This window comes from Paenibacillus senegalimassiliensis (genome assembly GCF_001486585.1).
Taxonomy (GTDB): domain Bacteria; phylum Bacillota; class Bacilli; order Paenibacillales; family Paenibacillaceae; genus Fontibacillus; species Fontibacillus senegalimassiliensis.
Genome location: NZ_LN909045.1, coordinates 1 through 25,822, shown reverse-complemented (window position 1 = coordinate 25,822; position 25,822 = coordinate 1). Strand labels below are relative to the sequence as shown.

Here is a 25,822-nt window from a genome sequence, read left to right as displayed (position 1 = left end):
AACTCATCCTGACCGCCATGAATACCATCTTCACATTCTATCCATCACTATCTTCGCTGGTCTCGTCCCCGTTATTAGCATTTGCTGCCTCGTTGGACGTTGGCTTCTGCTGGCTAGCAGTAGATGCTCCCTCACTACCGCCCTTCTGTTCAAGTAACGGTCCTGGAGTACTTGCCATTGCCGCCGGCACAGCCGGATTCAGCTTCTCATCCGCCTGACCAATCTTCCGCTCCATCGCCAGCACCCGCTCCAGCTTATCGATCTCCTGATAGATTTCCTGAGCCAGCTTGTATGACTCAATAGCGGAGGCATAATCCGTGGCAGCCAGGCTACGGTCACCCTTCTTCTCCAAATTGTCGGCCTGCAAGGTTCTGGTTTCCTTATGGATACTGTCGATTTTGCTCTGCGTCTGCTCGATCTTCTCCTCAACCTTCTTATGACCCGTTTCATATTCGGCCTCAAGGGCGGCCTTCTTCGCTTTCCCGTAAACCGCAATAGCTCCGTTATAATCCTGCTCCTGAAAGAGCTTATCGCCCTCCTTGATCACCTCGGACAAGCCAGCAATGGCCTCCGCTCGTGTAATCTTGCCCTTAATATCTTCCGCTTTGAACGGCTTATATTTGTCTGCCTCTTGTAAGGCATCCCCATAGCTCGCAATGGCCATATCATAGCTCCCATCCTGCACATAGCCATCGCCATCTGTTACGAATTGGGCTACCTGCTGCTTCCCCCGTAGAAGCTGGAAGTGCAGCTTATCTTTGAGCTTGCTGGCCGCATTTTTGGCCTCGCTATATGATTTAAGCGCCTTGGCATAATCGCCTGCGGATGCATAGCGATCAGCCTCCTGCTCAAGATCCGTCATTTGCACGATGGTTCGAGCGAGCGTCTCGGCCTGCTTCGCCTTGACATACCAAATGCCGCCTCCCGCAATCGCCAAGGTCAGCAGGAGCATTGCTCCTCGCAAGATCCACTTTTTATAGTTTTTCGGCTTTTCCGTAAATGTCTTATTGATATAAACTGCAGCGGCCGTATAATTGCTAACAGACTTTTGCTGCTTGCTGAGCACGACTTCCTCCAGCATGTCAGTCAAACCAGTCGGGTCACTCGCTCCCGCCAGAGCATCCAGCATTTCCGGCAACTCGACTTGTTCCCAAATTCCACGCGTAGCAAGCAGCAACACATCACCGTCAGACAAGGGCAGCTTGTCCGAGATATAAGGATCAAAATGATCGGGTCGCCCCATATAATTGAATAAGTTCCCTCGTTCTTCATGATCCTGGTTCCGGCTCTCAGACAATCTTCCCTGATCCATCATCCATTGGGTCAGGCTCTGATCCTTGGAACGCAGATTGACCCGCCCGCCACGGAAGTGGTACAGCCTCGCATTCCCGCAAGTAGCCCATATCATCCGAGTATAATCGGTAACGATGACAAGCACGCTTGCCTTCAGACGGACTCGGCGGCTCTCAAACTTAAGCCATTCGTGAGCTTCCTCCAGCACCTGACGCAAAGCTCGGCGAGACATCGATGGCTTCTCCATAAAGCTTTCCAGAATCGCTTTAACTACCATTTCAGCACTACGCACTTCCTTATCCTGGTCAAGCCCATCGGCAACTACATAACAAGCCATGTCTTCAAGTTCCACGAACGCAAAAAAATCCCGATTGTCGAAATGCGAACCCGCTTCGGAAACAAAGGCTGTCTTAAAGTCGCTATTCTCCTTCCTCATGCGTTCCCCCGTTCCCCCACCGCCTCAGGCGTCAGGGTAATGAATTAATACTTAAGAATGAGGACCGTTGCATTATCCTGATGCTTATAGCTCTTCCGCTCTACGCCAGCGATTAATTCCTCCGCCGTATCCTGCGCCGGCATGCCCTTCATCAGGATCTGCTCCATCTCCACTTCCGTCAGCGCGTCGTACACCCCATCACTGCACAGAACAACAATGTCCCCAGACTCCAGTGGGATCGGTTCACCCATTTCCATACTCTTAAAACCTGCATATCCCAAATAATTTGTCAGTTGATTCTTCATCGGATTGCTGCTAACATCCTCCCGCCCGATCTCACCAGCCAAATATCTGGATTCAAGCACACTTTCAAAGGTATCCTTGGCATTGATATACCGAAACTCCCCATCCCGAAATAGCAAAATCAAGCTATCCCCGACCGCTCCCCAATAAAGCTGGCCATTTGAGACAACCGCGCTGATTAGAGTGGTCCCCCCAATAGCACCACCTAACTGCTCGATTACAGACCGATTACTCATTAGGGCCGCCTTATGAAAAAATCCACGGATATCCGCCGCATCATCCAGCTTGAGAAATTCTCTAGAGAACATGGTCACCGAAAGTGTGCTGGCCATGCGCCCATGGGCTACGCCACTGATACCATCCGCTAGCACAGCTAACGTGCCCACTTTGGTAACGGTGCTGGCAAAATAATCATCCTGTTCTGTACGCCGTCCAATGGTCTGGGCATTCCCAATCTCAATTCCCCATCCTTGCTCCTCCGCATTGCCTGTAGCTGTGATGCCTAACGCCTTCCCGTGATTCGAATGTAATGCTACCCCCTTGGTCCGTAATTTCTGACGAATGATGAGCAATATAGCTACGATCACAAATACCGCCAGGTAGACTGTAATTACCTCAGTAGTAAAACCATACTTATGCTCCATCATCAGCCTCTAACCGTTATCCCATTCGAAATGAGGACCACAGAGCGGTACGAATACAAATTTGCTGCGTCCAAGCTGAATCAGATCGTAAGCATTTAACTCCACAGGCGAATATACTGCCTCGTTATTATGGTAAGCCAAACCCGAGGCGTCTCCGGGGAGCAGGTAAAAGTTCCGTTTCTTCGGATCATAAACAATAACGGCATGATTACGTCTGGATACCGCGTTGTCCCCAATAATTCGAATATGCATCTCCTCGGCTCGCCCGATAAAGTTCTTCTCGGCCATAATCCGGTAATCTTGTCCCATCTGTGGACCTTCAACGCATACTAGCCAGCCCGTCACCGGCTGAATTCCGGTCGTCTCTCCCAAATAGGGCATGGTCTTATCATCCATGTCCGTAGCCGCAGCCGGCATCTGTGAATTTTGGGATGCACGTGCTGGTGTCTCTACGGTAGTGTTGCAGTAAGGGCATGTATGGCCATGCTTTCTTGAACTAAACATATGCCCGTTCATACATCTCGTCAGGCTCATTTTTGAATTCAGTCCTCCGTCTGTCAATGTAAGTGGGTGAGTATCCCTATTTCACTAAAAGTCTGGTATTCGCGATAAAGATCATGTCACCCGCACCGACCCGTACCGGCTCTTCAGCAATGAGCCGATTCGCGTCGCTGCGTCCCGCTTGGCGAATTCCCGTACCGCTGTAGGATTCGGCATCTTCGATGTACCACTGTCCATCGGCATAATTAAGCACGGCATGCTCCGGGCTGACCAATAGCGCGTACTCACAGTCCCTTAGATCAATATCAACTTCGCCTTGCTCTGAAGTTCTTCCGATCAGAATAGAGGTCTCTCCCTGAATCAGCCATTCCTTGACTCTCTCTCCATCATCATCTAGCAATACAATCTTGCTAATTGCCCTGTCATTGGCCGAGGGTCTCTTTCTCTGTCCAGATTCTCCTCCTGTCCAGATCAAGGCAAGTATAATTGCAGCAGCTACAGCAACTGTGCTCATTTGCGCCACATAATAAACAGGTTGAAGCAATACATAAACCACCAGTCCGACCAGCAAAATATAAATGAATAATTCAACATATACGACCCGAACGGATTTCTCCGATTTCACCATCGCTACCCCCGCCCTTGTGAATGAATTCTGCTTATTTCTTCCGAGAGCCAAAGAACTGCTCAAATAAATGAGAGGTATCCAAGGGGTTTTGCCCTGCGGGATTGCTCTTCCTCTGCTCCGGTTCCTTCGAAGCTTTACGTGGTGCGGCAAAAAATTGTTCAAATTGCTCCTTCATCCGCATGGGGTCGAAGGGGGCTCCTGCCTCTTCACGAGCAGATGACTGACTCCGATTTGCCGTCTGACTAGCTCGCGATGGGTCCTTACTCCCTCGCTTAAGCTGCTCATCATAGACGTCCCTTTTCCCCTCATCGCTTAAGGTGTCATAGGCCTGGGCGATTTGCTTAAATCGTTGCTCGGCCCCTTGATCACCAGGATTTACGTCCGGATGATGAAGTTTGGCCAGCTTACGGTAAGCCGCCTTAATCTCGGTTAACGACGCCTGGCGAGTAACGCCAAGCCGCTCATAGTAGTCCGTCACAGCTCTCCCCTGCCTTCTTCAAAATTCATGATAGTAGAGTAAATCTCAAGAGGCTCAGGGCCTCTTGAGATTTACAGGTTGCTTAGCATCAACCCACTTATGACGCCAATTTAGATATCATTGACCGGGTATCCGCCGTTAAGCTTGGCGAGTTCGGTCTTGTCTTTCTTCTGCTTCACATAAAGATCGAATTGACCGATACCTTCGGTATCGCCAAACGATTCTTTATAATCCACAACAAATGCATTCGGAAATACGATTTCCCGTACAACCTGATTCGCTGCAATCACTTCAAGAGTGAGCTTGCGATAGCAATCAGCTTTCTCGGCAGGTACCAAGGACCACAAGGCTAACTTCAGCGTATCATCCGCTTTATCTCCATCGGTCGCTGTAATAATTTTGCCGCTAATTTTCAGTGTAGAGCCCACGTCCGTAGATCTTGCATTAGAATCGTCCGGCGTGTCCGTGTCATAAACCACCTTCTGGATGTTATCCAAGCCTAGTTCAATTGTTTCTGCACCCTCAACCTTCAGTCTGAATCCCATAAATATCCTCCTTAAGTAAAAGTATGATGGCTCCAGCATGCTGCCTGATTATCTACAGCAGCCTGGAATTTATGTAACAAGGCTAACCGCAATAACGCGGTCACGCCTCCTACATACACAATGTTTACGCTTTGACGGGACTGGTTCCCTTGGTGATCATTACTTCAAGATTCTTCACGTTACCGTTGTAGATTAAATCAATATGACAGAGATTGTTCTTCTCATCGATTACGTAATTCATATCGTCACCATCATAGATGATTGAGTTGATGAACCCCCGCTTGGCGAGCCATTGGCTCTTTTGACTTGTCGGGTTATTGCTGAAGAATTTAATAATATTTTCATGCTTGAAGTCGGCCGTCTGGAAGCGCAGCATTCTCTCGATGTACGTACTGACCAGCGTCTTGTAGATCGAGTCGAACCCGTCTTCGGAGATGGCCAGGCTTCTTGCCTTGTACACGGTAATACGGCGGATATCCTTCCCCTGAAGCTGTGCATTCTCAGAGGAGAAGACGAAGCCGAAATTTTTGCGGTTAATAGCATCCTTAATGGTGTTCGTAAAGCCGGTAATTTCCTTCGCCATAGTAGTAACTGCGCGCAAGCTGTTGTCGCCTGCCTCAATATCAAAGCGAACGCCCGGGAATTCCTTGCTGGTACTCTTGAACGAATCCTTGAGGTATTCCGGACATTGATAAGCTGCGGCAAGTCCGGCAGCAACGTAGGAGGCTCCAACATAAACCCCCTCAATCCACAATTTCAGGATGTCTTCCTTCTCGCGGGAAAGCTTCGCACCGCCTTCGGTTTGGACCATACGGCTGTCGATAATCACCCCGGACTTCTCCTTAGGGATAATCGTGAAGTTCGGCAAACAAGGAATGGCAAATTCACTATATTCCTTGCGAATCAGAGGAGCGCATTTGTCGATATACTTGTCGACACCCGAGGTCGCAATATTGTTAAATGTGGCCTCTTCCCCGGATTCAAAGCTAAAGAAGATTTGCACCTTAAACTGGCTCACAACCTGCATCAGCATAGCCAATGACTCCATGTTATTGCCATCCTGCTTAATGATCTTCTCATTTCCCTTGAAGCGTTCGCGGCTGACCTTGACCTTGCCTGCGCTCTCCAGCTCCACTGAAGGTACAATGCCGAACCAAATCGTATCCGTAAAATCATTCTTGGCATTGACGGTGTTCAAGTACGTTTCCAAACGTGGAATATTGGCACTCTTGACCGTCATATCCAGTTGGCTATTTGTAATGAGCAGCGATGGCTGCATCCCTTTGTTCTTCACGGCATACTGGTCGAAATACATTTTGACGCCTAAAATTTTCTCTACCAGTGGTTTAACCGTTTTTACGAAATCATCCTTGGCTGTCTTGTAAAATTCCAGGTAAGTATTATAGTTCAACACTTCCTGCTCCAGGTTGACTTCCGTAGTCACCGCTGGCAAAGGACTGAAGGTACGTACTACTAAGTCGCGAACGTAGCCGGAAGGGGTTTCCGTAATGGAGTTATAATCATCTTCAAAAACCAAGGCTAACCCGTTAGAGCTCTTATCATCGAGCAACACCATCTCTGTGCTTTCACTCTTTGGCGCCTCAATAATTTTCAGTTCCCCGCCGTCTCCAATAGTCAGCATCCCGATTTGCACGGCTTCCGCATCCTTCTCCTCATTGGAATTCCCCAGCAGGAGTCGTGTCTTGATGTCCTCAATCGCGAGTGGCAGCATAGCCATGACATTGTTGTAATTTGCACTAGCATCCTCAAACATCGCATTTAGCTTGTCGCCGAGGTCCAACTTCTTAGGATCTGCCTCATCCAGCTTCTCGTATTGGCCGTACAGATAGTGGATTTCTTTACGCACCTGCCTGATATCGTCCATCACCTTCTTAGGCGAGATCATATCCAGCAGATTCTCAAATCGGAAGTCGACGTTCATCATACCCTGACTACGTTTAGCATCAATCAGCGTGAATAGCATCTTCAGAAAATCGTTATTCTGGTTAATCCAGATTTCCGAAATCGCATCTTCCGCCATACCTTCCGGCTTCTTGAGCGTATAAACAACCTTCTGGTTTGCTGCATTAAAGAAAGAATAGACACATGGTGAAAATTTACTCAAAAATTCATCGAAGCTACGTACGAGCAAGTGCTCATTGATTTCCTTGACCTTATCGTCGCTTAAACTGTCAATCCCTTTGACATCGCCTACAATAGTCAGCAAATCCAGCTTCTCCGGATTAATTTCATCAAACAACATTGTTCGATTGGTTTGACTAATAATATCCATAACCCTTCTTGTCCTCCTCCCGCTTCTTCAAAGACGCATTACCCATGCCCATAATCCCAAGTTCCTGCATATTGAGTGCAAAAAAACAGCGCTCTATCTAGTGCTCTATGTTCAGATACCCAGGACACAAACCTACCGGCCAGGTCTTTAGGGGTAATCATAAACAGCACCCGCTAAAATTGTCAATCTATAGCATTCAATCCTGAAATAAGGGATTTAGTCCTATTAAAAATTCAATACGAGTCATATTTATCCAATCAAAGACCTATTTTTTGGAATTGTATACAAATTCAAATTGGACCATCCGATATAGAGGGGATGATTGCTGAATAGCTTAAAAGATCTATTTTACAATTTTTATTTAATTGAGGTGTAGACTGGATGATTATGCAAAATAAAAACAGACAAATATTTACAACCCACAACCTTACTAGGACTAAAATCCTGATTTTGTGTCTTATCATCACTTTAACGCTCTCTTCCCTTTCCCTGACTGCTCTGGCGGCCAATCGGCAGGTTGAGTCACAAGAAGGCTTCGATGCCGTATTTGTACTTGACACAAGTTATTCAATGAATCATTCTGATCCCGAAAAAATGGCTAATGAGGTCGTCCGCATGTTCATGGATATCAGCGATGCCAGTCGAACACGTATCGGCTTTGCTGCCTACAACCACAAGATTGTAAGCTCGATGCCGCTGACACCGATTTCCGTCGCTTCTAAGAAAGATGAGATCAAGCAAAAAATCAGCGACTTGCGTCGAACAGGCTATACAGATCTTGGGCTGGGATTACTCACGGGGAGCAAGTTGCTAACTGCTCCTGCAGGCAGCGAAGGAGATAATGAGAAGCGCAAACCCTTCCTCATTCTGCTGTCTGATGGGGAGACTGACTTCGGACCTTACCAGCAATCAAGAACCAAGGACGACTCGTCTAAAGATAGTGATAGCGCCATAGAGATGGCTCAGAAACATAGTTACCCCATATACACCATTGGCTTGAATCATGACGGTACATTGAACCCAGATGAATTAAAACGGATTGCCCAAAACACGGGTGGGGCCTTCTATACCACAAGCAGTGCCGAGGATTTGCCTGATATTTTCAACCAGATATTTGCCCAAGAAATGCGTTCTGTGCTCATGCCCCTGGCTGGGGTCACAGCATCGGGTCAGTTACAGGAGGTTCAGGTGGATATCCCCAACTCCTCGATGAGTGAGGCCAACCTTATCCTGTTGTCCACGAAGCCGCTAAAAGATGCACAGTTGTTCTATAGTTCAAAGAACATGCGCTTGTTCAAATCGAACAGCTATACGTTGCTGAAAATTACCGCCCCCAAGCAGGGAAAGGCAACACTAAAGTTCAAGGGAAGTCCAGGAGATCTTATTAAGATCAGCTTACTGGGAAGCTATAGTATGGAGGCGGTGGCCCAGATAGCAAGTGGTGAAGCGATTAAGGGGCAACCTGCAACTATTGAGGTGCATTTGGTCGACACCGGTTCAAATGAGATTCTGCAGGAGAAGGAACTATACGATGGGGTAAAAGCAGAGTTAGTTATTCTAAATAAAGCAACGAATGCGGAAGAAATTGTGGCGATGGACAATGATGGACAACGCTTGAGTGCTCAGCATACGTTCACAGCTACAGGGGAATACGAGTGGTTTGCCAAACTAGAGGGGGAGGCTTTCTTTCGAAATACGAAAATACATACGCAAACAATTACGAATTTGGCACCCACGGTGCAAGGTGCAGAGCAGCTTCACTTCATGAAAGAGGATGGACAGAAGGAGCTTGATTTATACGAACTGTTTTATGATGGAAATGGAGATACACTCTCCTTTGCTATGCAGGAGCAGGCAGGAAAGTCTATTCAAAGCGAACTGACGGGGAATCACTTAAGAATCTTTCCGCACCAAACGGGAGACTCCCGGCTGGTCATCATTGCAACCGATACGGAAGGCGAGCAGGCTACCGCTTATTTGGAGCTAAGTGTCACGTCCAAATACACCTTAATGAAGTGGTTAATTGCTTCAGGGTTTGCACTTGTCGTAATAGGTATTGTATTGTTCTTGTGGCTTCGACCAAAACCAACCTTCGCCGGCAAGCTGGAAGGCTACTTCCTAAGTACGGCGAGCGGTAGTGATATTCCTGTTAAGTCATGGCCTCTGACGGCCTTCCCGGAACGAACTGTTAACCTTGGAACACTATTCTCAAGTCTTGACGTCAACGAACCCCTTCCGGAAGCGGTAAATATCTATTTCACGGCTGGCAAGGACGGCACTCTGATTGTTCAGAACAAGTCACGTTGCTCACTTGTCCGTAACCGTACGCCCATACCAGCGGGTAAACAAGAGATACTGGAATACAATGATAAGCTCTATATTACCTTCCAGGACAGCATTACCGAATTAGAGCTCAGATATAAAGCAATCAAGCCAAATACTAATATTTATACTCGCGCCGATACACCTGCTTAAGCCAATATTCCAGCCATATTGCCGTTTTGAAGCGACTAAGTGTGGCGTGACGTTTCTCAGCCGGAACAACAAGCCCTTGACTAACTGCCCGGGAGAGGAACGGCCACGCACGCTTTATGTCTTTGCTCATCACTTCCTGCCGCTGTTCAAACAGGCGTTTGCGCACATCAGTTGGAGGCTCTCCGTTACAACAGAAATAGAACACCGCTGCAAGACTGTATATATCACTCTCCGGGCCTAAAACAGCTTGCTCTGAGTAAAACTCAAGCGGGGAATACCCCGTTGTTGTTAGGATCGGCCGTTTCATCGGATTGCTCTCTACCACTACTGCTGAGCCAAAATCAAGCAATTTACATTGTCCGGTGCTCGAGATCATGACATTGCCTGGCTTGAGATCGCGATGAATGATACCCGAGTCATGTAACTCCATAAGAGTATCAATTAATGACCGCATAGTTGAGTAGAAGAATTGAGGTGTAACTGCTGCTCTATTCGCAGCTATGTATTTGTCTAGCGTAACGCCTTCGCAATACTCCATCACAATATAAGCCGTCTTATTCTGCTCGAAACGAGCAAGACAACGGACGACTCCAGAATGATTAAGTCCGGCGAGCACTTCCCCCTCCTGCTGAAAGGCCTCCCGAAGCAAGGCATACTTATCAGCCGAACCACCCGCCTTAGGGTACAACGTTACTCCATCTTTGCCCCTGTAAACAAACCCATTGGGACAAAACTCCTTGATGACACATTTTGTACCGTCCTGTTCATTGCGAGCAACATACACGATAGCCAGTTCACTCGCGGATAGAACTTTACGGATACGGTATGAATATTCGGAAATAGGGCTGCGGTCCCCAAGACGCGCATTACGCTTTAATTCTAACCCTGACATGGAATACAATTCACCCTTCTATGCTGATTAGCCAACTCATTTATGGAGATTAAGCTTCTGGCTCCATTTTAACACATCTGATCTAAGCCCCTATCTCCCGGAATTCGGTTGGCGTCATCCCCGTTAACTTCTTAAAGACCTGGGTGAAATAACGTGGGTCTTGATAGCCCACCATCGGAGCCACCTGATAGACCTTCACATGGCTGTTCTTCAAGATATACTTCGCCTTCTCAATCCGGCACTGGGTCAGGTATTCCAGGAAGGTATATCCCGTCACCTGCTTGAACAGCAGACAGAAGTGACTGATGCTGAGATCCGCCAGCTCGGATACCTCCTCAATGCTAAGATCCTTGTGATAATTGCCGAGAATATATTCCTGCGTTTTGGCAATAACCGTCTGAATATCTTCCTTTGTAGAGTTTTCCCGGCTTTCTGTAATCCATTTGCCGAAGCTGGCCTTCAAGAATCCTATCATTTCGGGCAGAGTCCCCAAGGAATGCAACTCCTGGAGCAGCCCTTCCAGCGACCACTCTAACAACAAATTCATGTGCTCATATTGACGGTACAGTACGACGGTCATTTCCACAATGATTCGCTCAGCTACTTCCTTAGTAATCGCCTGTTCCTCAATATACTGCTTCGTCTCATCAAAAGCCGTAAGTAGCCGTTCCCGGTGCAACGTTCGGATACTATCCAGTAACACAGCCTCCAAATGCTTAGGATATTTCGGTTCCGAAACAACACTCCCCGCAAGCTTAGCATCATCCACGAACACCCCTGGATGCTCACTGTAGAATCGACGATACAACGCTTTGGCCGCACTCTGATAAGCCTCGCTCAAGCTCTCCAGTCCTGACGTGGTTTGACTGAATCCAATAGAGCAAGACAACTTGGTATTCTGTTTGATTTGACGGATGACATCCGTGCCCAATTCTTCCTTCTGATCGCTAAGCGAGCTGGGGAACAGCAGAATCCATTCACCCCCATGAAAAGGAAAGACCGTAAGTCCACCCTGCTCAAGCGACCATTCCGCTAGAATATTGCGAATCGCAAACAGCCATAAGCGCCGCTCGTCAGAGGTCCATTGCCCCGTCAGCTTCAAATAATGATCCAGTTGAATCACGGCCATGAAATACCCCTGCGACAGCTCACTGTTCTCCAGCCAGCGCATATGCTCAAGGGGACTTTGACTGGGATTGCCTTCGATGAACTCGGCAAACATCCGCTCACGCGCCAGCACCGACAAGGCTTGCACCGAATGCAATAACCGGTCGTTCTCCGTCTGCTTCTCCAGGTTCTTCTTGGCCCGCTCCAGCATCTCTATCAACTCATCATGATCAATTGGCTTCAGCAAATAGTCGAAGGCGCCTTCCCGCAGCGCCTCCCGTGCATATTCAAATTCCCCGTATCCGCTAATAAAGATGAACAATCTCTTGGCGTTCTCCGCCAGCACTTCCTTCATCAACGCTATGCCATCGATGCCCGGCATGCGGATATCGCTAATAATCATATGCGGCGACAGCTCGCGAACAAGCTGTAGCGCCTTCTCCCCGTTCCTCGCTTCGCCCACAATCTCCAAATTCATCTGCTCCCAGGGAACCGCTACCTTCAGGCTACGCAAAATGACCGGTTCGTCATCTACCAGAATAACCCGGTATTTCTTATCCTGAACGACCATGTCGTTACCTCCTCACGGTTAATTAGGCAGAGAGCTTCTCCTCAGTTGCCAATATTGCTCCGATGTTAACTGAATCTGATCCAGTGCTCCTCCCGGGGAAATCCGGCTCCCCAGCATTTCCTCCAAGACCTTCAAGAAGGTCTTGTTCACCTCTGGCGACAACACGTTATCATACGGTACAAAGCTTTGCGAGCTTTGCTCCATCAACTCGATGACCTGGGCAAATACTGGCCCCGTCTTATTGGAATCATAAGTAATCTTCATGGAAGGAATCCGCAGCGCTTCATATACGATACGCCGCTGAACATCCTCTGTATAAAATGCCTTGAGCAGTTCCTGCGCCGCCTCCCATTTAGCCTCTTCCAGATTAGAAGATAAGCCGATGCCTATCGTATAACCCCCGGCAATGGACTTGCTGCCATCCTTCGTACGCGATGGGAAGGGAATGACGCCAACTTGATTCTGAAATCCCTCCGGCGCTTTACCGCTATGGAATAGATTGATATCCCAGTTCCCGTTCAGATACATGCCCGCCTTGCCGCTCGTGAACAACTCAATCGCTTCTTCTGTGGACAGATCATTAGCCGGTACACTAAACGCGCTATCATTAATCCATGAATTCAAATGCTGAAAGGCTTGCAGATAACCCGGGTTATGAAAGCTATACTTCCCTTCACCCTGTACCAGTTCATTAATCAGTTCCGGCCCAGCGTAACGATCCATTAAGTAGTGGGCAAAGATAGCCGCAGGCCAGCGCTCCTCATTCCCTAAGGCAAAAGGAGTGATGCGACTGGCTCCAAGCACGCGAACAACACGATTCAAATCATCCAGCGTCTTGGGCGGCTTAAGTCCGAATTGCCGGAACATCTCCTTGTTGTAATAGAGAGGCTCCGCATTGCCCTCAATCGGCAAGCCGTAAATGTGATCATCAAAAGTCCATAGGTGAAGGTCCTGGAACTCTTCCTTCAAGCCATTCTTTTCCGCAAACTCTGTCAAATCCATCAGTCGATTGGAACGAACATACGGCTCTATCTCCGCTCCCCCAAACAAGACGAACATATCGGGCGGCGTGCCCGTAACCATCTCACTCTTCAGCTTCTGCTCCCGATGAACGGTCTGATCCATACCTTCAAAATTAACCTTCACGTTCGGATGCGTCTTCTGAAACTCCTCCACGACATCCTCGACGATATCCAGCATCTGGCTGTCATGCTCCTTGATCCAGAAGTGGCGGAAGGTGAGCGTAATTTTCTCGGTTTGACTTTCTTCAATCGGCTCATGGCCGTCCGCTGCAATCACAAGTACCGAAATTGCCAGCACCACGGCGTAAACGGCGATCCAACCCCAATTCAGAAACCATTTCTTCATCTCTCTCATGCCCCCTATCGTTTAGCCGTGGACGTATCCTGCAAAATCTTCGGAATACGTATACGAATAATCGATCCGAACCCGGGGGAGGAGCAGATCATGATGCCGTAATGACCGCCAAACCGGATACGTAGCCGTTCATGCACATTTTTGAGCCCTACACCATTCTCCCGGTATTTCTTCAACGTTCCCCAGTCTTTGCTCCATAAATGTAACAGCGTATCCGGGTCAAAGCCGGGGCCGCTATCCTTCACATCAATGAGGATATCTCGCTCATCCTCGGTAGCTATAATTGAGATGGTCCCGTTAGCTTCCATCTGCTCAATGGCATGATAGAGCGCATTCTCCACAATCGGTTGCACGATCAGCTTCTGCGTCAAATAATACCTCAGCGATTCAGGGACTTCGATGTGATAAGAAAATTTGTCCTCAAAGCGAAATTTCTGAATGTCCAGATAATGACGGACATGCTCCATCTCCATAGACAGTGGAATTAACTGCTGATTTTCGCTAATGCTGATGCGCAGCAGCTTACCCAGAGAGATGACCATTTTGCTGATATCCCGGTTGCCTTGCAGCACCGCCATAGAGTTAATAGACTCCAGTGAGTTATAGATAAAATGTGGATTGATCTGAGCCACCAGCGCTTGCAGCTCAACTTCCTTCTTGCGCGCCTGTTCCGTCTGTACTTGCTGAATTAACTCGGTAATCTGCGTGCTCATTCGATTGAAGCCATCGGTCAACAGGTCCGTCTCATCCTCACTGCGTACCGCAGACGTAATAGGCACGAAGATTCCCTGCTGTACCCGCTTCATCCCGTTCACGGCACTGATAATACTGCGCACCAACCGTCGCACGAAGAACCGGTCAAACAGAAAAGCGGATATCAACGAGACCAGCACCAGTACAATCGCAATATTGCGAATAGAAAGCGATTCCGAAGCGATTAGCTTGCTGGGCGTGATGGCTACCAGATACCAATCCTTGTTATGCGAAGGCAAATAAGTAATCAGCGACTTCTCGCCCTGATATTTGTCCGTATAGTACCCCTTCCCCCCGGAGCCTTCATCCTGCAGGAAGGGGAAGTTCGTACGTTCCCCAATATGCGTGCCAGACTTGTCGAAGACAATATTCCCTTGCTTGTTCACAAGCAGAATATCCCCCTGCTTCAACGTGGCCGCATCCCAAAACACTTGATCCAGAATATCCGGCTTGACGTCAATGACCAAAGCGCCAATATCCTCTAACGAATAATAATCCTTGATCAAACGGGCCTGAATCAAAACCGGCTTCCCCGTGGATGCGGATCCGTTCTCGCCGGGACCTACCCAAACAGGGCGTCCCTCGGCTGCTTTCATCGCTCCATACCAGCTTTGCTTCGTCAGGTCCTCGAAGGACATTTCATTGAATTGATACTGTAGCTTATCCTTGGAATACAAACCAAATGACGTAATCATCGGATGATTAATTAAGTTATTGATGTCTTGCCTTTGCTCATACGTCACAACAAAATTCGGCTGCTTCAGCAGCTTCTGAATAATCGGCTGCGTAATCGCCGAATTGGATACGGTTGCAACTTCGTTCAGTGCAAAATTTAATTTACGGTCGGTCTCCAACAAGGAGATCCAATAAAAATTGCTTGATTTATTCTCCATCGCATTTGAAAAGCTGTAGTACGATATGGAACCCATCAGTATGACAGGAATAAACACAAGAAGAATAATAGCCAGCAAGATTTTTCGACGGAGCTTCATAATCGGCTTCCTCCTAAATATCTCCTCATTCTATTATTCTTCATGATATTAGTTATTCCTTTGATATCGCGATTAACTTTTGATTGCACCGGACGTAAGACCGGCAATCACCCAGCGGCTGAACAGCAGGAATACGATAAGCAGCGGCAAGGTAGCCGTGAAGGTGGCGGACATAATCATCCCGAAATCGAGGCCATCCTTATTCGTAAATAACTGCTGCAACGCCAGTTGAAGCGTATAGTTCTCCTTGTTCTTCAATACCACCAGTGGCCAGAAGAAGTCATTCCATACGTTCATGAAATTCAAAATACCAAGAGTAGCCATCGCAGGCGTTACGACCGGAATGGCAATGCTCCAGAAAATGCGGAAGTGACCGCCGCCATCGATCCGCCCCGCCTCAATTAATTCGGAGTGGACGGCAGAGCTAATGTACTGGCGCATCCAGAAGATCCCGAAGGCATTAACCATGGCTGGCACAATTAGGGCCTTGTAGCTGTCGATCCATTGCAGCTTAGCCATAATGACATATTGCGGCAATACGCTGAGCTGAGCAGGAACAAGCATAGTCGCGATAACAAAGACGAACAACGTCTTTTTCAATGGGAATTCATATTTCGCGAATGCATAACCGGCCAGCGTACTCAGGAACACGACCGATACCGTTACTGCGCTCGATACGACAACCGAGTTGAACATGGCCCGGAAGAATTCCGTACGCTCCAGCACGCGCTGGAAGTTATTGAAGAATTCCACGCCCGGCGTAAGCAGCGGAGGAATGTGAAAGGCAGCATCCTTCTCGTTGGTTGCTACCACGAACATCCAATAGAACGGGAACACGGACAGCAGCGCCCCGATAATCATGGCCGTGTAGAATAACGTTTTGGCAATTGGACCCGGATCGTCGGGTTTTCTTTTTCTGACTGCGGCTAAACTCATGCCTTTTTCCCTCCTGTATCTCCACCCATTCGGCTTGACAGCAGCATATTAAGGACGGAAAAAATAATGGTAGCGATGAACAGCAATACGGCCGTAGCTGCGGCTGTACCGAAGAATCCGTTTCTAAAGGCTTCGCTATACAAATAAGTCACCATCGTTACGCCTTCCTGACGTGTCGAACCCGTACCGCCTTGACCCAGGAACACGTATGGTTCTGTGAACAATTGCAGGGCACCGATCGTAGATACAAGCGTTACGAACAAGATAAACGGACGAAGCATTGGCAAGGTAATGTACAGTAATTGTTGCCCACGGCTTGCGCCATCGATTTTGGCCGCTTCATAAATATCCGTTGGAATACTTTGCAGACCGGACAGGAAGATAATCGCGTTATACCCCATCCAGCGCCACATCACCATGGTGGAGATGGCAATCTTTACACCCCACCAGCCGGAGTTGAACGGCACACTCTCCAGACCAAAGATGCCAAGTGTCCAGTTGACCATCCCGTTGTTGCCAAACATCGTACTGAAGACCAGTGTTACGGCAACAATGGAGGTGATATTAGGCATAAAGTACAAAATACGGAATGTATTCTTGAATTTGTTCAATGCTGAATTCAGCATGACGGCAACGAACAATGCGGCAATCAACTGCGGCACGGTGCCCATCAGTCCCATAATGAGCGTATTGCTGAACGAAATCCAGAACGTGGGGTCCGTCGTAATCAGTTGATAATTTTTGAAGCCGACATATTTCATCGGACCTAGCGCGTCCCATTTGAAGAAAGACAAATAGATAGTAAACAAGATCGGGTACAACCCGAAAATAGAAAATAGAACAAAGAATGGCGAAATAAATGTATAGGCCGTAAGCCGACTCCTTCTGGTCTCGTTCCAGTACCGCTTCTTCTGCGGAACGGGCTGAACCGGAGTGGCTGTAGCTGTATCAGCCATGGATGCACCTCCGAAGTTGTAATGGGTAAATCCAAATTCGCAAGAGGGCACAAGCCCCCTTGCGAATCGGATAAGGTGTGTGGATACGCTTCAGGCTACTTCTAGCAAAGCGCATCCGTTGATCATACAGTCGTCTTAACTACGCTCAATCAGTGTTTTCGCTTGTTTGATAGCGTCATCCCACTCTTTTTGCGGGTCGGATTTTTTCTCAAGCACGTTTTGCAGCGCGTTTTTGATAATCGTGTCTACTTGGTCATGCAGCGGTCCATAATATACCGGTTTTACGCGTTCTGCCGACTTGGCATAGGCTTCGGCAATGACTTGGCCGCCAAAGAATTCATCCTTGTCTTCCTTGAACGCCGCTTCTTCATAGACTGCAGGAATCGACGGGAACAAACCACTGGCTTTGAAGGATTTCAATTGGTTATCCTTGGTTACCAGCCAGGAGATGAACTCGTAGGCTTCCTTGGAGTGCTTGCCTTCTTTAGGCAACGTCAGGAACGATCCACCCCAGTTGCCAGCGCCTTCAGGAAGCTGAGCAATTTGCCATTTGCCGGAAGTATCCTTGGCATTACGAATCGTACCTGCAATCCATGCTGGGCCGAGCATTACGCCAAAGTCACCTTGGTTGATCGCATTTTGCCATTCAGGAGACCAAATCGTCCAGTTGCCGATCCAGCCTTCTTGAATACCTTTTACCGTAAAGTCATAAGCTTTCTTCACTTGTGGATTGGTATCACCAATAAAGGAGCCATCCTCTTTGTTGAAGTAGATTTGATCTGGCGATTGGTCACGCAAGCCGTTGTAGACCAAGTCCGTCAAATCTGTAAATGGTTTGCCTGTTTTGTCCTTGAATTCTTTAGCTACCGTAGCGAATTTATCCCAAGAATCGATAGCGCCACTGAAGCCATCCGGATCCGTTGGCAAGCCAGCTTGCTCAGCCAGGTCTGTACGGTAGTAAACAACCGTTGGACCGATATCTGTTGGCAAGCCCAATTGGAAGGAGCCATCAACCGAAGTTGCTTGTTTCCACTTCCAATCCAGATAGTTGGCCTCGATATCCTTTGCACCAAGATCATACAGGTTATAAAATTTATCCTGAGCATTGATATAACGCTCCATAAAAGCAATTTCCAACATGAAAATGTCAGGCGCGCCCGAATTTGCAGATAAGGCAGTTGTCAGGTTGTTGTGATGCGCCGTTTGGTCAGATGTATTTTGAAACTTGAACGTAATGTTCGGGTGCTCTGCTGTGTATTCTTTGGCGAGCTCTTCATAATTCGTTGTTCCGAGTGACCAGAAGCTGAGTTCCACCTTTTCTTCGGAAGCGCTTCCGGAATTGGAACCACCTTCACCTTCGTTTGTCGTAGCCGGAGTGCCTGAGCCGCCGCCGTTTGCCGCATTGTTACCCCCTCCGCAAGCCGCCAGCAAGGAAATCATCATGGCAGCTACCAGTAAGAGAGCCCACGGTTTTCTTATCTTCATTGCAACATGTACCCCTTTCTTCTAATCCGTATTTTCATTCTCAGTCTAACGAAAACGCCATCATTTTTTGAGGAGGTAAACTTGCGATTTATGGTTTGAATTTTTCTGATTTTACCAACAAAGAGAATTATGGGAATAATACTATAAAAAAAGAACGCGACGAAAACCGTCACGTTCCTTACAGCAACTTGAATTTCTATAGATAATAGTTAGAAAAAGTCCATTAGCGCGGTTTGCTGAATCGGAAGGAGCCGTTCCAGCAGCTCCACATCATAAAGTGGTCCGGTCAGCTTACCACAGGCATACAACTCAAGCGGCCGCTTGTATCCAAGCATCAGTGCCGTTAAAGTCTGAATATCGCAGTCAAGCACATCCTCTGCCGGATCTCCTTTAGTGATATTGTTTTCCTCAGCTACGCGTTGTAGCTTTCCTAGTCCCTCCAGGGATATTTCAAGCAACCAAAGCCCATCATTCCAAGCCGCAAAATCATCACGCAAGCGTAATTTCATTTGAATCGGCACTTCAGAAATACCCAGGCTATTAAATCTGTATTGCTCAATCAAGGTAGCAGCATTCACAATGCGGGCCATAAAGTAAGGCATAACCTCCTGCTTGCACCGGGGGTCATTCAGCAGGAACGGTAGCAAATCATTAGAAGGAACCCGGTCAATTACAGCCTGTGTCACCATCGAATCATGATTGCTTAAGTATGTCCACAAGCCTTGCCTTGCCGTCTCATGCAGGAAGACAAACTCATGCACCGTTAATTCACGATTCTCAATCCGATAGAGTATGTAGCCTTCCGGCTCCCCAGTCTCGGAATAATAGACAGCGGTATGACGTTCCGGCGTTAAGACATTATACGTCCACCATCTCTCATTTCTGAGCAGTGTGCCATTATAACGACTGGCAAAGGCTTCATATAGACGGTTTAACAAAGCGATATCCTTAACATCGCGTTTAATAGAACCCGACAGCGAGCGCTTGGACGGAAATTGATTCACCGGAATCGTATACTTCTTATAGTCCGTATATACCTCCCAGCCAAACTTCCGATAGAACGGTATGGAGAACGGATGCAGACAGGAGAAGCTATACCCTTGCTCATTCATCCGGGCAAGCACATTGGATAACAAGCGACTGACCAGCCCGCTGCGACGTTTCTCCGGCCAGGACGCTACACCCGCAATGCCGCCCATAAGAACGGGTTGTCCTTGCATATATAGTTGAAGCGGAAGCAATGTCAGCTTGGCAAGCAGCTCATTCTCCTCAAACACTCCCCAGTTACGCTCAGGAACAAACCGGCCGCGATGTGCTTCACGGTGTTCCTCACTCAGCTTATACTGAAACGCATATTCAGATAAATCCAAGCCTGCCTCAAATTCATCCATCGTTAACGTCCTGATCTCCATCCGTGCACCCCATCTCCCCATAATATGAAACTATACCACTTCGTGATTAAAGCATGACTTTTCGAAGTACCTCTATTTACAGTAAGCCGGCTACTTCGCCATTTTCATCCAGATAAATACGCTCCGCGGCAGGGGCCTTGGGCAAGCCTGGCATTGTAACCACATTACCGGTGTGCACCACAATAAATCCGGCACCCGCAGACAACGTTACATCGCGTACCTGAACCGTGAAGCCCTCAGGCGCTCCCAAGAGGCTAGCTTGATCCGAGAAGGAATAGGGCGTCTTCGCCATACATACAGGCAAATGACCAAAACCACGTTCTTCCAGTTCTCTGATTTTCGCTTCTATTTTAGCTGTCCATTTAATACCTGCCCCACGATAAATCTCTTGCACGATCGTTTCAGCTTTGGCCTTAATCCCTAATTCCAATGGATAGAGAGGAGCATATTGCGAAGCATTCTCTTCTATTAAACTGCACAGCGTTTTGGCCAGTTGAAGTCCACCTTGGCTGCCCTCGGCCCACACGTCGGACAGCTCCATTCTAACATGAAGACGATCGCATGCCTCCGCTATAATCGCTAATTCTTCCTCAGTATCTCCATTGAAATGATTCAGCGCTACCATGACGGGAACGCCAAACTTGCGTATGTTGTCCAAATGCCGGCTCATGTTCGTGAGCCCAATCCGTACAGCTTCAGTGTCCGGCTTATCCAGCTCTGACTTAGGGACACCTCCATTATATTTCAGCGCCTTCACCGTTACGACTAATACAGCCGCATCCGGCTTCAGACCGGCTTGACGGCATTTGATATCAAAGAATTTCTCTGCTCCAAGATCCGCTCCAAACCCGGCCTCGGTTACAACCATATCAGCCAGCTTCAAGGCCGTCTTTGTCCCGATCACGCTACTGCAACCATGTGCAATATTAGCGAACGGGCCCCCATGGACGATGGCAGGAGTCCCCTCAGCCGTCTGGACCAGATTAGGCTTCAACGCCTCCTTGAGCAATACCGTCATGGCATCCACCGCACCGATCTGCGCTGCCGTGACCATCTCCCCGGCTACCGTAAACGCCACAACCATACGGCCGAGCCGTTCCTTCAAATCGTGGATATCCTCACTAAGGCAAAGCACTGCCATCACTTCCGACGCCGTCGTAATCAGGAAGCCGGATTCATGTACGCTTCCGTTGCCTTCACCAATACCCACCACAATCTGGCGGAGACTGCGATCATTCATATCCATGGCCCGTTTCCACATAATTCGACTCGTGTCCAATTGCAGAGAGTTACCTTGGAAAATATGATTATCAATCATTGCCGCGAGTAGATTATGGGCTGAAGTAATGGCGTGAAGATCGCCGGTAAAGTGTAAGTTAATATCTTCCGAAGGCAGGATTTGTGCCTTATTGCTACCCGTGGCCCCTCCCTTCATGCCAAAGCAAGGACCTAAGGACGGTTCCCGTAGCGCAGCAATCGTCGGTACACCAGAGGCATTTAGCGCTTGCGCCAATCCGATAGTTGTCAACGTTTTCCCTTCCCCAGCAGGCGTAGGATTCATGGCGGTTACCAGCACTAATTTCCCGTTTGGCCGATCTCGCAAATCACGTCCTATGCTTAAATCCAGTTTGGCTTTGTAACGTCCGTACATTTCCACATATTGTTCCCCGATCCCAAAAGATCCGGCTACTTCCAAAATTGGCTTCATTCCAGCAAGCTACCTCCACCATCATTTTCCGTGCAAATTATGAAAATTCCACAACTCTTATTTTACATGAAATAGCCAGGAGATATGCGCATTTTTTCACTTTTCTGCTAACCTGTGAGATAAATCGACAGGTTTACAAAATGTCATTGACAAAATCTAACAACTCTAGCAAAGTGTAAATTGTATAGGATGCCTATATTTAACAATTAAGAGAAATAAAGATAAGCGCATCAGGCGCCTGTACCATTTTGTCTCAGGGAGGTGGCATGACGATCAGAGGCCGTTCTTTGTTTTTGCCTGCGGTTTCTACAAATCTACTATTTATAATTTGAGAGGATGGGATCATGATGCAGAAGCGTAAAGGAAAAATTTCAATCTTGGCTATTTTGGCGCTATTAATTACCCTGTTTGCCCCGCTCCCCTTCGATGCACAAGCAACACAGGCAGCAACCACTCTGGACGTCAGTGAGAATGTAACTATAGCCGCTTATCCTGCTTGGGATAGCAATGCCGTGTACGTTGGAAATGATATTGTTTCTTATAATGGAAACGATTACAGAGCTAAGTGGTGGACACAGGGGGATGTACCCGGTGAGTCAGATGTGTGGGAGCTAGTTCCTCCTTCAAACGGAGAATACCCTGTATGGAGCAGCGGCAAAGCCTATGTCGGCAACGATATTGTGTCTTACAATGATCAGCTCTACAAGGCGAAATGGTGGACCTTGGGAGAGATCCCGGGAATTGCTGCAGTATGGGAACTGATTGCCGGCAATCCAAATCCAAACCCAAATCCCAATCCGAATCCGGGAGGACCTGACGATCCCCCAATTTCTGGTGATTTCAAGGTAGTTGGTTACTACCCAAGCTGGGAGCCGGACAAAATAAATACAATCCAATATCAAAATCTGACACATATCAACTATGCCTTCGCTATTCCTACCAGTGACGGAGCATTGTTACCGCTGGAGAATCCTTCTGCGGCAACTCAAATTATTCAGACCGCTCATTCGAACGGCGTGAAGGTTCTACTTGCCGTCGGAGGCTGGTCATATAATGGAACTCCATTGGAGAACACATTTATGGCCGCAACGAATTCGCAACAAAAGATTGTCCAGTTCGGTAATGCAATCATCGCCATGGCTAAGCAATACGGCTTCGATGGAGTTGATATGGACTGGGAACACCCTAGAAGCGATGGCTCTAGCAAACAACAATATGAAGGTCTGATGGTATATCTGGGTCAAGAGCTCAAGAAGGACAACATGCTGCTTACCTCCGCTGTACTTAGCGGTGTAACACCGGAAGGCGTCATCTATTGGGATGCAGCCGCTCATACGAATGCAGTCATCAATGCCGTTGATTGGTTCAACGTCATGGCCTACGACGGCGGAGATGGTGACCGCCACTCCAGCTATGACTTTGCTGTGTTGTCGGCCAAATACTGGAAGGAAACTCGCAATATGCCTGCAGGGAAGGTTGTCTTGGGGGTTCCTTTCTACGGCCGACCATCATGGGCGCCTTATCGAGATATCCTGCAAGCCAATCCTAATGCCTACAACACCGACATATCCATGATCAACGGAATGGAAGCTCATTATAACGGCATTCCGACGATTGAGCGCAAAACGCAATACGCCCTCGACAATTTGGGTGGCGTAATGATTTGGGAATTGACGCAAGATACGACGGATTCATCCAAGAGCTTGCTGCAAGCGATCGGTAATAAAGTACGAGCGCACAGTAACTAAGCTTTCTTATGTATTCTGAACAGGTGGAGAGTGCGTGCACTCTCCACCTGTTCAAGTTGTGTATATAATAGTAGCTTTCTCACTCGCATGCTGATCCAGATAAGCTATCCTAAAGAGGCTTCGGTCAGACGGCGTACTTTTTTCAAATAAGGGAATAACAGCACCAACCCCATCACAAAGGTAATGACCTCCGTAATCGTCATCGACCATATGAGGCCATTCAGGCCAAAGAAATAGTGCAGCGCAATCACGACCGGAATGAATAACAATCCTTGCGTAATCGACATAATTGCCGTGGGTAATCCTTGTCCGGAAGCCTGAAATATCCCGGTGAACAAGCCGGTAAATCCATTGAACACGGAAGAAATGAGCTGAGCGGTCAAAATCAGTAACCCACTGGCCAGCACGGACGGATCATTGGTGAACAATTGGAGTACGGGAATTTTGAACAGGTATACAACCAAGGCAAAGACTATAGCGATGACAGCAATCCAAAGGCATAAATGCTTGATCGTATCCAGTAACCGCTCTTTGTTCCTTGCAGAATAGTTGTAAGCAATCAAGGGGATGACGCCAAGAAATAATCCCATCGTCAGAAATTCAGGTAATTGGATAATCCGCAGGGCTATGCCAAACCCGGCTACCACATGATCACCATAAGCCATAGCGTAATTGTTCAACAGCAACGTTGTCACGATCAGGAAGGAAGCTTTAAGCAATTCGGATATTCCTATTTTATAAACCTCCCATTGCTCCTTCAGCTCTAAATGCCAATGCTTCAGAAATCCTCTCAGGTACTCACTTCGGGTCTCCAAGTACCAGACGTAATAGACGCACGCTGCAACGTTAGCCAGGATAATGGACAACCCCGCACCAACCACATGCCAATTCAAGACCAGGATAAACAGAATATCAAATAAAATGCTGAACACTACACTAATAAACATGCCATACATCGACTCTTTAGATGCTCCCTCTGAACGAACCAATTGCTCTAGGGTAAAGTTCAGAATGACCGCAAATCCGCCCCCAAACATCATTAGCGTGTATTGCCGGGTATACTCCAGGGTATTCATATCTGCTCCCAACAGCTTGACGATCGGATCAATAAACATCAACACCAACCCTGCGAGAACAATCCCAATTACAATGCTCATATAAAAGGAATAACCTGCCGCCTGTTTACCCTTCTCGGGCGCATTTTGCCCTAGTAGTCGGGTAATGAAGGTTCCCCCACCTACACCAAGTACATTTCCTACCGCCATCAGTACCGTGAAAATAGGAAGCCCCAAGGTAATCGCACTCAGCATGGCGGTATCATGAATTAAGCCGATGAAGAAGGCATTTATTAAATTGTAAATTGAACTGACGGATATACCAATCATCATCGGAATGGATAGATGGGCGATCGCCTTAAGTAATGGGGCTTTCTTTAAATAATAAACATTGGACGCAGATACTTCGAGTTCTTCCATGGATAGTCCACCTTGCTTAGTTAGTTTTTTAACAGTTAGATTTCTAACTAAATGAGTGTACGACCCTAAGGTCGTAGAAGGTATTAGGATCGAGAATTCGAACCACTTACATCGTCTGATCAATCTTGCTTAATAAGCGCATGAACTCCTTGCGCTCTTGCTCCGTAAGAGCTTGAGTCAAATTAGCTTCCGTCGCCTGGAAATGCTCTCCAATCTCAGCCACAATTCTCTCTCCCTTAGGAAGAACATAAATATTCTTCTGGCGCTCGTTATCAGCAGGGATTTTTCGCTCGATATACCCTTTTCGTTCGAGTCCTTGCAGCATGCTGGTGATGCTGGCTCCCCTCCTGCGAAAAGCCTCAGCGAGGTCCTTCTGAATCAGGCCTTGATCCTGATGGTCATGGATGTAGCATATCATTCGACCCTGTTGGTTATTAACCTCCAGGTTCTTCATTCGCTCCTCCGAATCCATCATCATTTTATGAGTGATTGATCGGATTAGATTGGAGATTGGTGTCTCAATCAAAGGAAGTCACCCTCTCTTATAGTTAGATTTCTAACTGTTAGAATAACTATATATCGTTTGAAGTACCGTGTCAACGTTAAGCTCATAGATACAAAAAAGCACCACCGACTTGTAATCGGTAGTGCTTCTTATCGTTGCTTGGCGGCGTCCTACTCTCCCAGGACCCTTCGGTCCAAGTACCATCGGCGCTGGAGGGCTTAACGGTCGTGTTCGGGATGGGTACGTGTGGAACCCCTCCGCCATCGCCACCAAACGGTTCAAGCGTTTAATCGCTTGAAAACTGGATAC

At 47.7% G+C, this 25,822-nt stretch carries 20 protein-coding genes and 1 rRNA gene; 2 read left to right on the top strand and 19 right to left on the bottom strand.

The window, feature by feature from the left end; genetic code table 11:
* Positions 1–37: 37 nt before the first annotated feature.
* The 7 genes from BN3279_RS10105 to BN3279_RS10075 all read right to left on the bottom strand — a co-directional run bounded on the left by BN3279_RS10105 (position 38) and on the right by BN3279_RS10075 (position 7,121).
* Positions 38–1,729, bottom strand: coding sequence for a PP2C family protein-serine/threonine phosphatase (locus tag BN3279_RS10105; protein WP_082673019.1), 1,692 nt, complete (start codon positions 1,727–1,729; stop codon positions 38–40).
* Positions 1,730–1,773: 44 nt separating this feature from the next.
* The gene (locus BN3279_RS10100) at positions 1,774–2,676 is read right to left on the bottom strand and encodes a PP2C family protein-serine/threonine phosphatase (protein WP_059050536.1); all 903 of its coding nucleotides are present in this window, start codon (positions 2,674–2,676) and stop codon (positions 1,774–1,776) included.
* A gap of 9 nt (positions 2,677–2,685) precedes the next feature.
* Positions 2,686–3,210 carry an FHA domain-containing protein gene (locus BN3279_RS10095; protein ID WP_059050535.1) on the bottom strand — a complete coding sequence of 175 codons (525 nt, stop codon included), beginning with the start codon at positions 3,208–3,210 and terminating at the stop codon, positions 2,686–2,688.
* A 46-nt stretch (positions 3,211–3,256) separates the two neighbouring features.
* Positions 3,257–3,805: an FHA domain-containing protein gene (locus tag BN3279_RS10090; RefSeq protein WP_082673018.1), complete on the bottom strand. Its 549-nt coding sequence runs from the start codon at positions 3,803–3,805 to the stop codon at positions 3,257–3,259.
* A gap of 31 nt (positions 3,806–3,836) precedes the next feature.
* Positions 3,837–4,283 (bottom strand): J domain-containing protein, encoded by a 447-nt coding sequence (locus BN3279_RS10085; RefSeq protein WP_059050534.1) that lies wholly within the window; start codon positions 4,281–4,283, stop codon positions 3,837–3,839.
* Positions 4,284–4,393: 110 nt separating this feature from the next.
* On the bottom strand, positions 4,394–4,828 hold the full coding sequence (locus tag BN3279_RS10080; RefSeq protein WP_059050533.1) for a hypothetical protein: 435 nt from the start codon (positions 4,826–4,828) through the stop codon (positions 4,394–4,396).
* Between the two features lie 124 nt (positions 4,829–4,952).
* Positions 4,953–7,121 (bottom strand): hypothetical protein, encoded by a 2,169-nt coding sequence (locus BN3279_RS10075; protein ID WP_059050532.1) that lies wholly within the window; start codon positions 7,119–7,121, stop codon positions 4,953–4,955.
* A gap of 381 nt (positions 7,122–7,502) precedes the next feature.
* Between BN3279_RS10075 and BN3279_RS10070 the strand changes: the two genes are divergently transcribed.
* Positions 7,503–9,596 carry a vWA domain-containing protein gene (locus tag BN3279_RS10070; RefSeq protein ID WP_316245753.1) on the top strand — a complete coding sequence of 698 codons (2,094 nt, stop codon included), beginning with the start codon at positions 7,503–7,505 and terminating at the stop codon, positions 9,594–9,596.
* On the opposite strand, the gene BN3279_RS10065 is transcribed toward BN3279_RS10070, so the two are convergent.
* From BN3279_RS10065 to BN3279_RS10025, 9 genes are all read right to left on the bottom strand, one after another.
* Complete coding sequence (locus BN3279_RS10065; RefSeq protein WP_059050531.1) at positions 9,562–10,488, bottom strand: serine/threonine-protein kinase; 927 nt, start codon at positions 10,486–10,488, stop codon at positions 9,562–9,564. The two genes, BN3279_RS10070 and BN3279_RS10065, sit on opposite strands and share 35 nt — an antisense overlap.
* Positions 10,489–10,570: 82 nt before the next feature.
* Positions 10,571–12,166, bottom strand: coding sequence for a response regulator (locus BN3279_RS10060; RefSeq protein ID WP_059050530.1), 1,596 nt, complete (start codon positions 12,164–12,166; stop codon positions 10,571–10,573).
* Positions 12,167–12,184: 18 nt separating this feature from the next.
* Positions 12,185–13,534, bottom strand: coding sequence for an ABC transporter substrate-binding protein (locus BN3279_RS10055; RefSeq protein ID WP_059050529.1), 1,350 nt, complete (start codon positions 13,532–13,534; stop codon positions 12,185–12,187).
* A 14-nt stretch (positions 13,535–13,548) separates the two neighbouring features.
* A complete protein-coding gene (locus BN3279_RS10050; protein ID WP_059050528.1) occupies positions 13,549–15,288 on the bottom strand; it encodes a cache domain-containing sensor histidine kinase in 1,740 nt (579 codons plus the stop codon).
* Positions 15,289–15,360: 72 nt separating this feature from the next.
* A complete protein-coding gene (locus tag BN3279_RS10045; RefSeq protein ID WP_059050527.1) occupies positions 15,361–16,224 on the bottom strand; it encodes a carbohydrate ABC transporter permease in 864 nt (287 codons plus the stop codon).
* Positions 16,221–17,180, bottom strand: a complete 960-nt coding sequence (locus BN3279_RS10040) for a carbohydrate ABC transporter permease (RefSeq protein ID WP_059050526.1) — start codon at positions 17,178–17,180, stop codon at positions 16,221–16,223. The genes BN3279_RS10045 and BN3279_RS10040 overlap by 4 nt, the downstream gene beginning before the upstream one ends.
* A 135-nt stretch (positions 17,181–17,315) precedes the next feature.
* A complete protein-coding gene (locus BN3279_RS10035) occupies positions 17,316–18,665 on the bottom strand; it encodes an extracellular solute-binding protein (RefSeq protein ID WP_059050525.1) in 1,350 nt (449 codons plus the stop codon).
* 209 nt (positions 18,666–18,874) lie between these two features.
* Entirely contained in the window at positions 18,875–20,077 is a 1,203-nt protein-coding gene (locus tag BN3279_RS10030; RefSeq protein WP_059050524.1) for a GNAT family N-acetyltransferase, read from the bottom strand.
* A 76-nt stretch (positions 20,078–20,153) separates the two neighbouring features.
* Positions 20,154–21,785 carry a formate--tetrahydrofolate ligase gene (locus tag BN3279_RS10025; protein WP_059050523.1) on the bottom strand — a complete coding sequence of 544 codons (1,632 nt, stop codon included), beginning with the start codon at positions 21,783–21,785 and terminating at the stop codon, positions 20,154–20,156.
* Between the two features lie 347 nt (positions 21,786–22,132).
* Between BN3279_RS10025 and BN3279_RS10020 the strand changes: the two genes are divergently transcribed.
* On the top strand, positions 22,133–23,533 hold the full coding sequence (locus tag BN3279_RS10020) for a glycosyl hydrolase family 18 protein (RefSeq protein ID WP_059051776.1): 1,401 nt from the start codon (positions 22,133–22,135) through the stop codon (positions 23,531–23,533).
* A 104-nt stretch (positions 23,534–23,637) separates the two neighbouring features.
* On the opposite strand, the gene BN3279_RS10015 is transcribed toward BN3279_RS10020, so the two are convergent.
* From BN3279_RS10015 to rrf, 3 genes are all read right to left on the bottom strand, one after another.
* Positions 23,638–25,008, bottom strand: coding sequence for an MATE family efflux transporter (locus BN3279_RS10015; protein ID WP_059050522.1), 1,371 nt, complete (start codon positions 25,006–25,008; stop codon positions 23,638–23,640).
* A 106-nt stretch (positions 25,009–25,114) separates the two neighbouring features.
* Complete coding sequence (locus BN3279_RS10010; RefSeq protein ID WP_059050521.1) at positions 25,115–25,534, bottom strand: MarR family winged helix-turn-helix transcriptional regulator; 420 nt, start codon at positions 25,532–25,534, stop codon at positions 25,115–25,117.
* Positions 25,535–25,670: 136 nt separating this feature from the next.
* Positions 25,671–25,787 (bottom strand): 5S ribosomal RNA (rrf, locus tag BN3279_RS10005).
* Positions 25,788–25,822 lie beyond the last annotated feature (35 nt).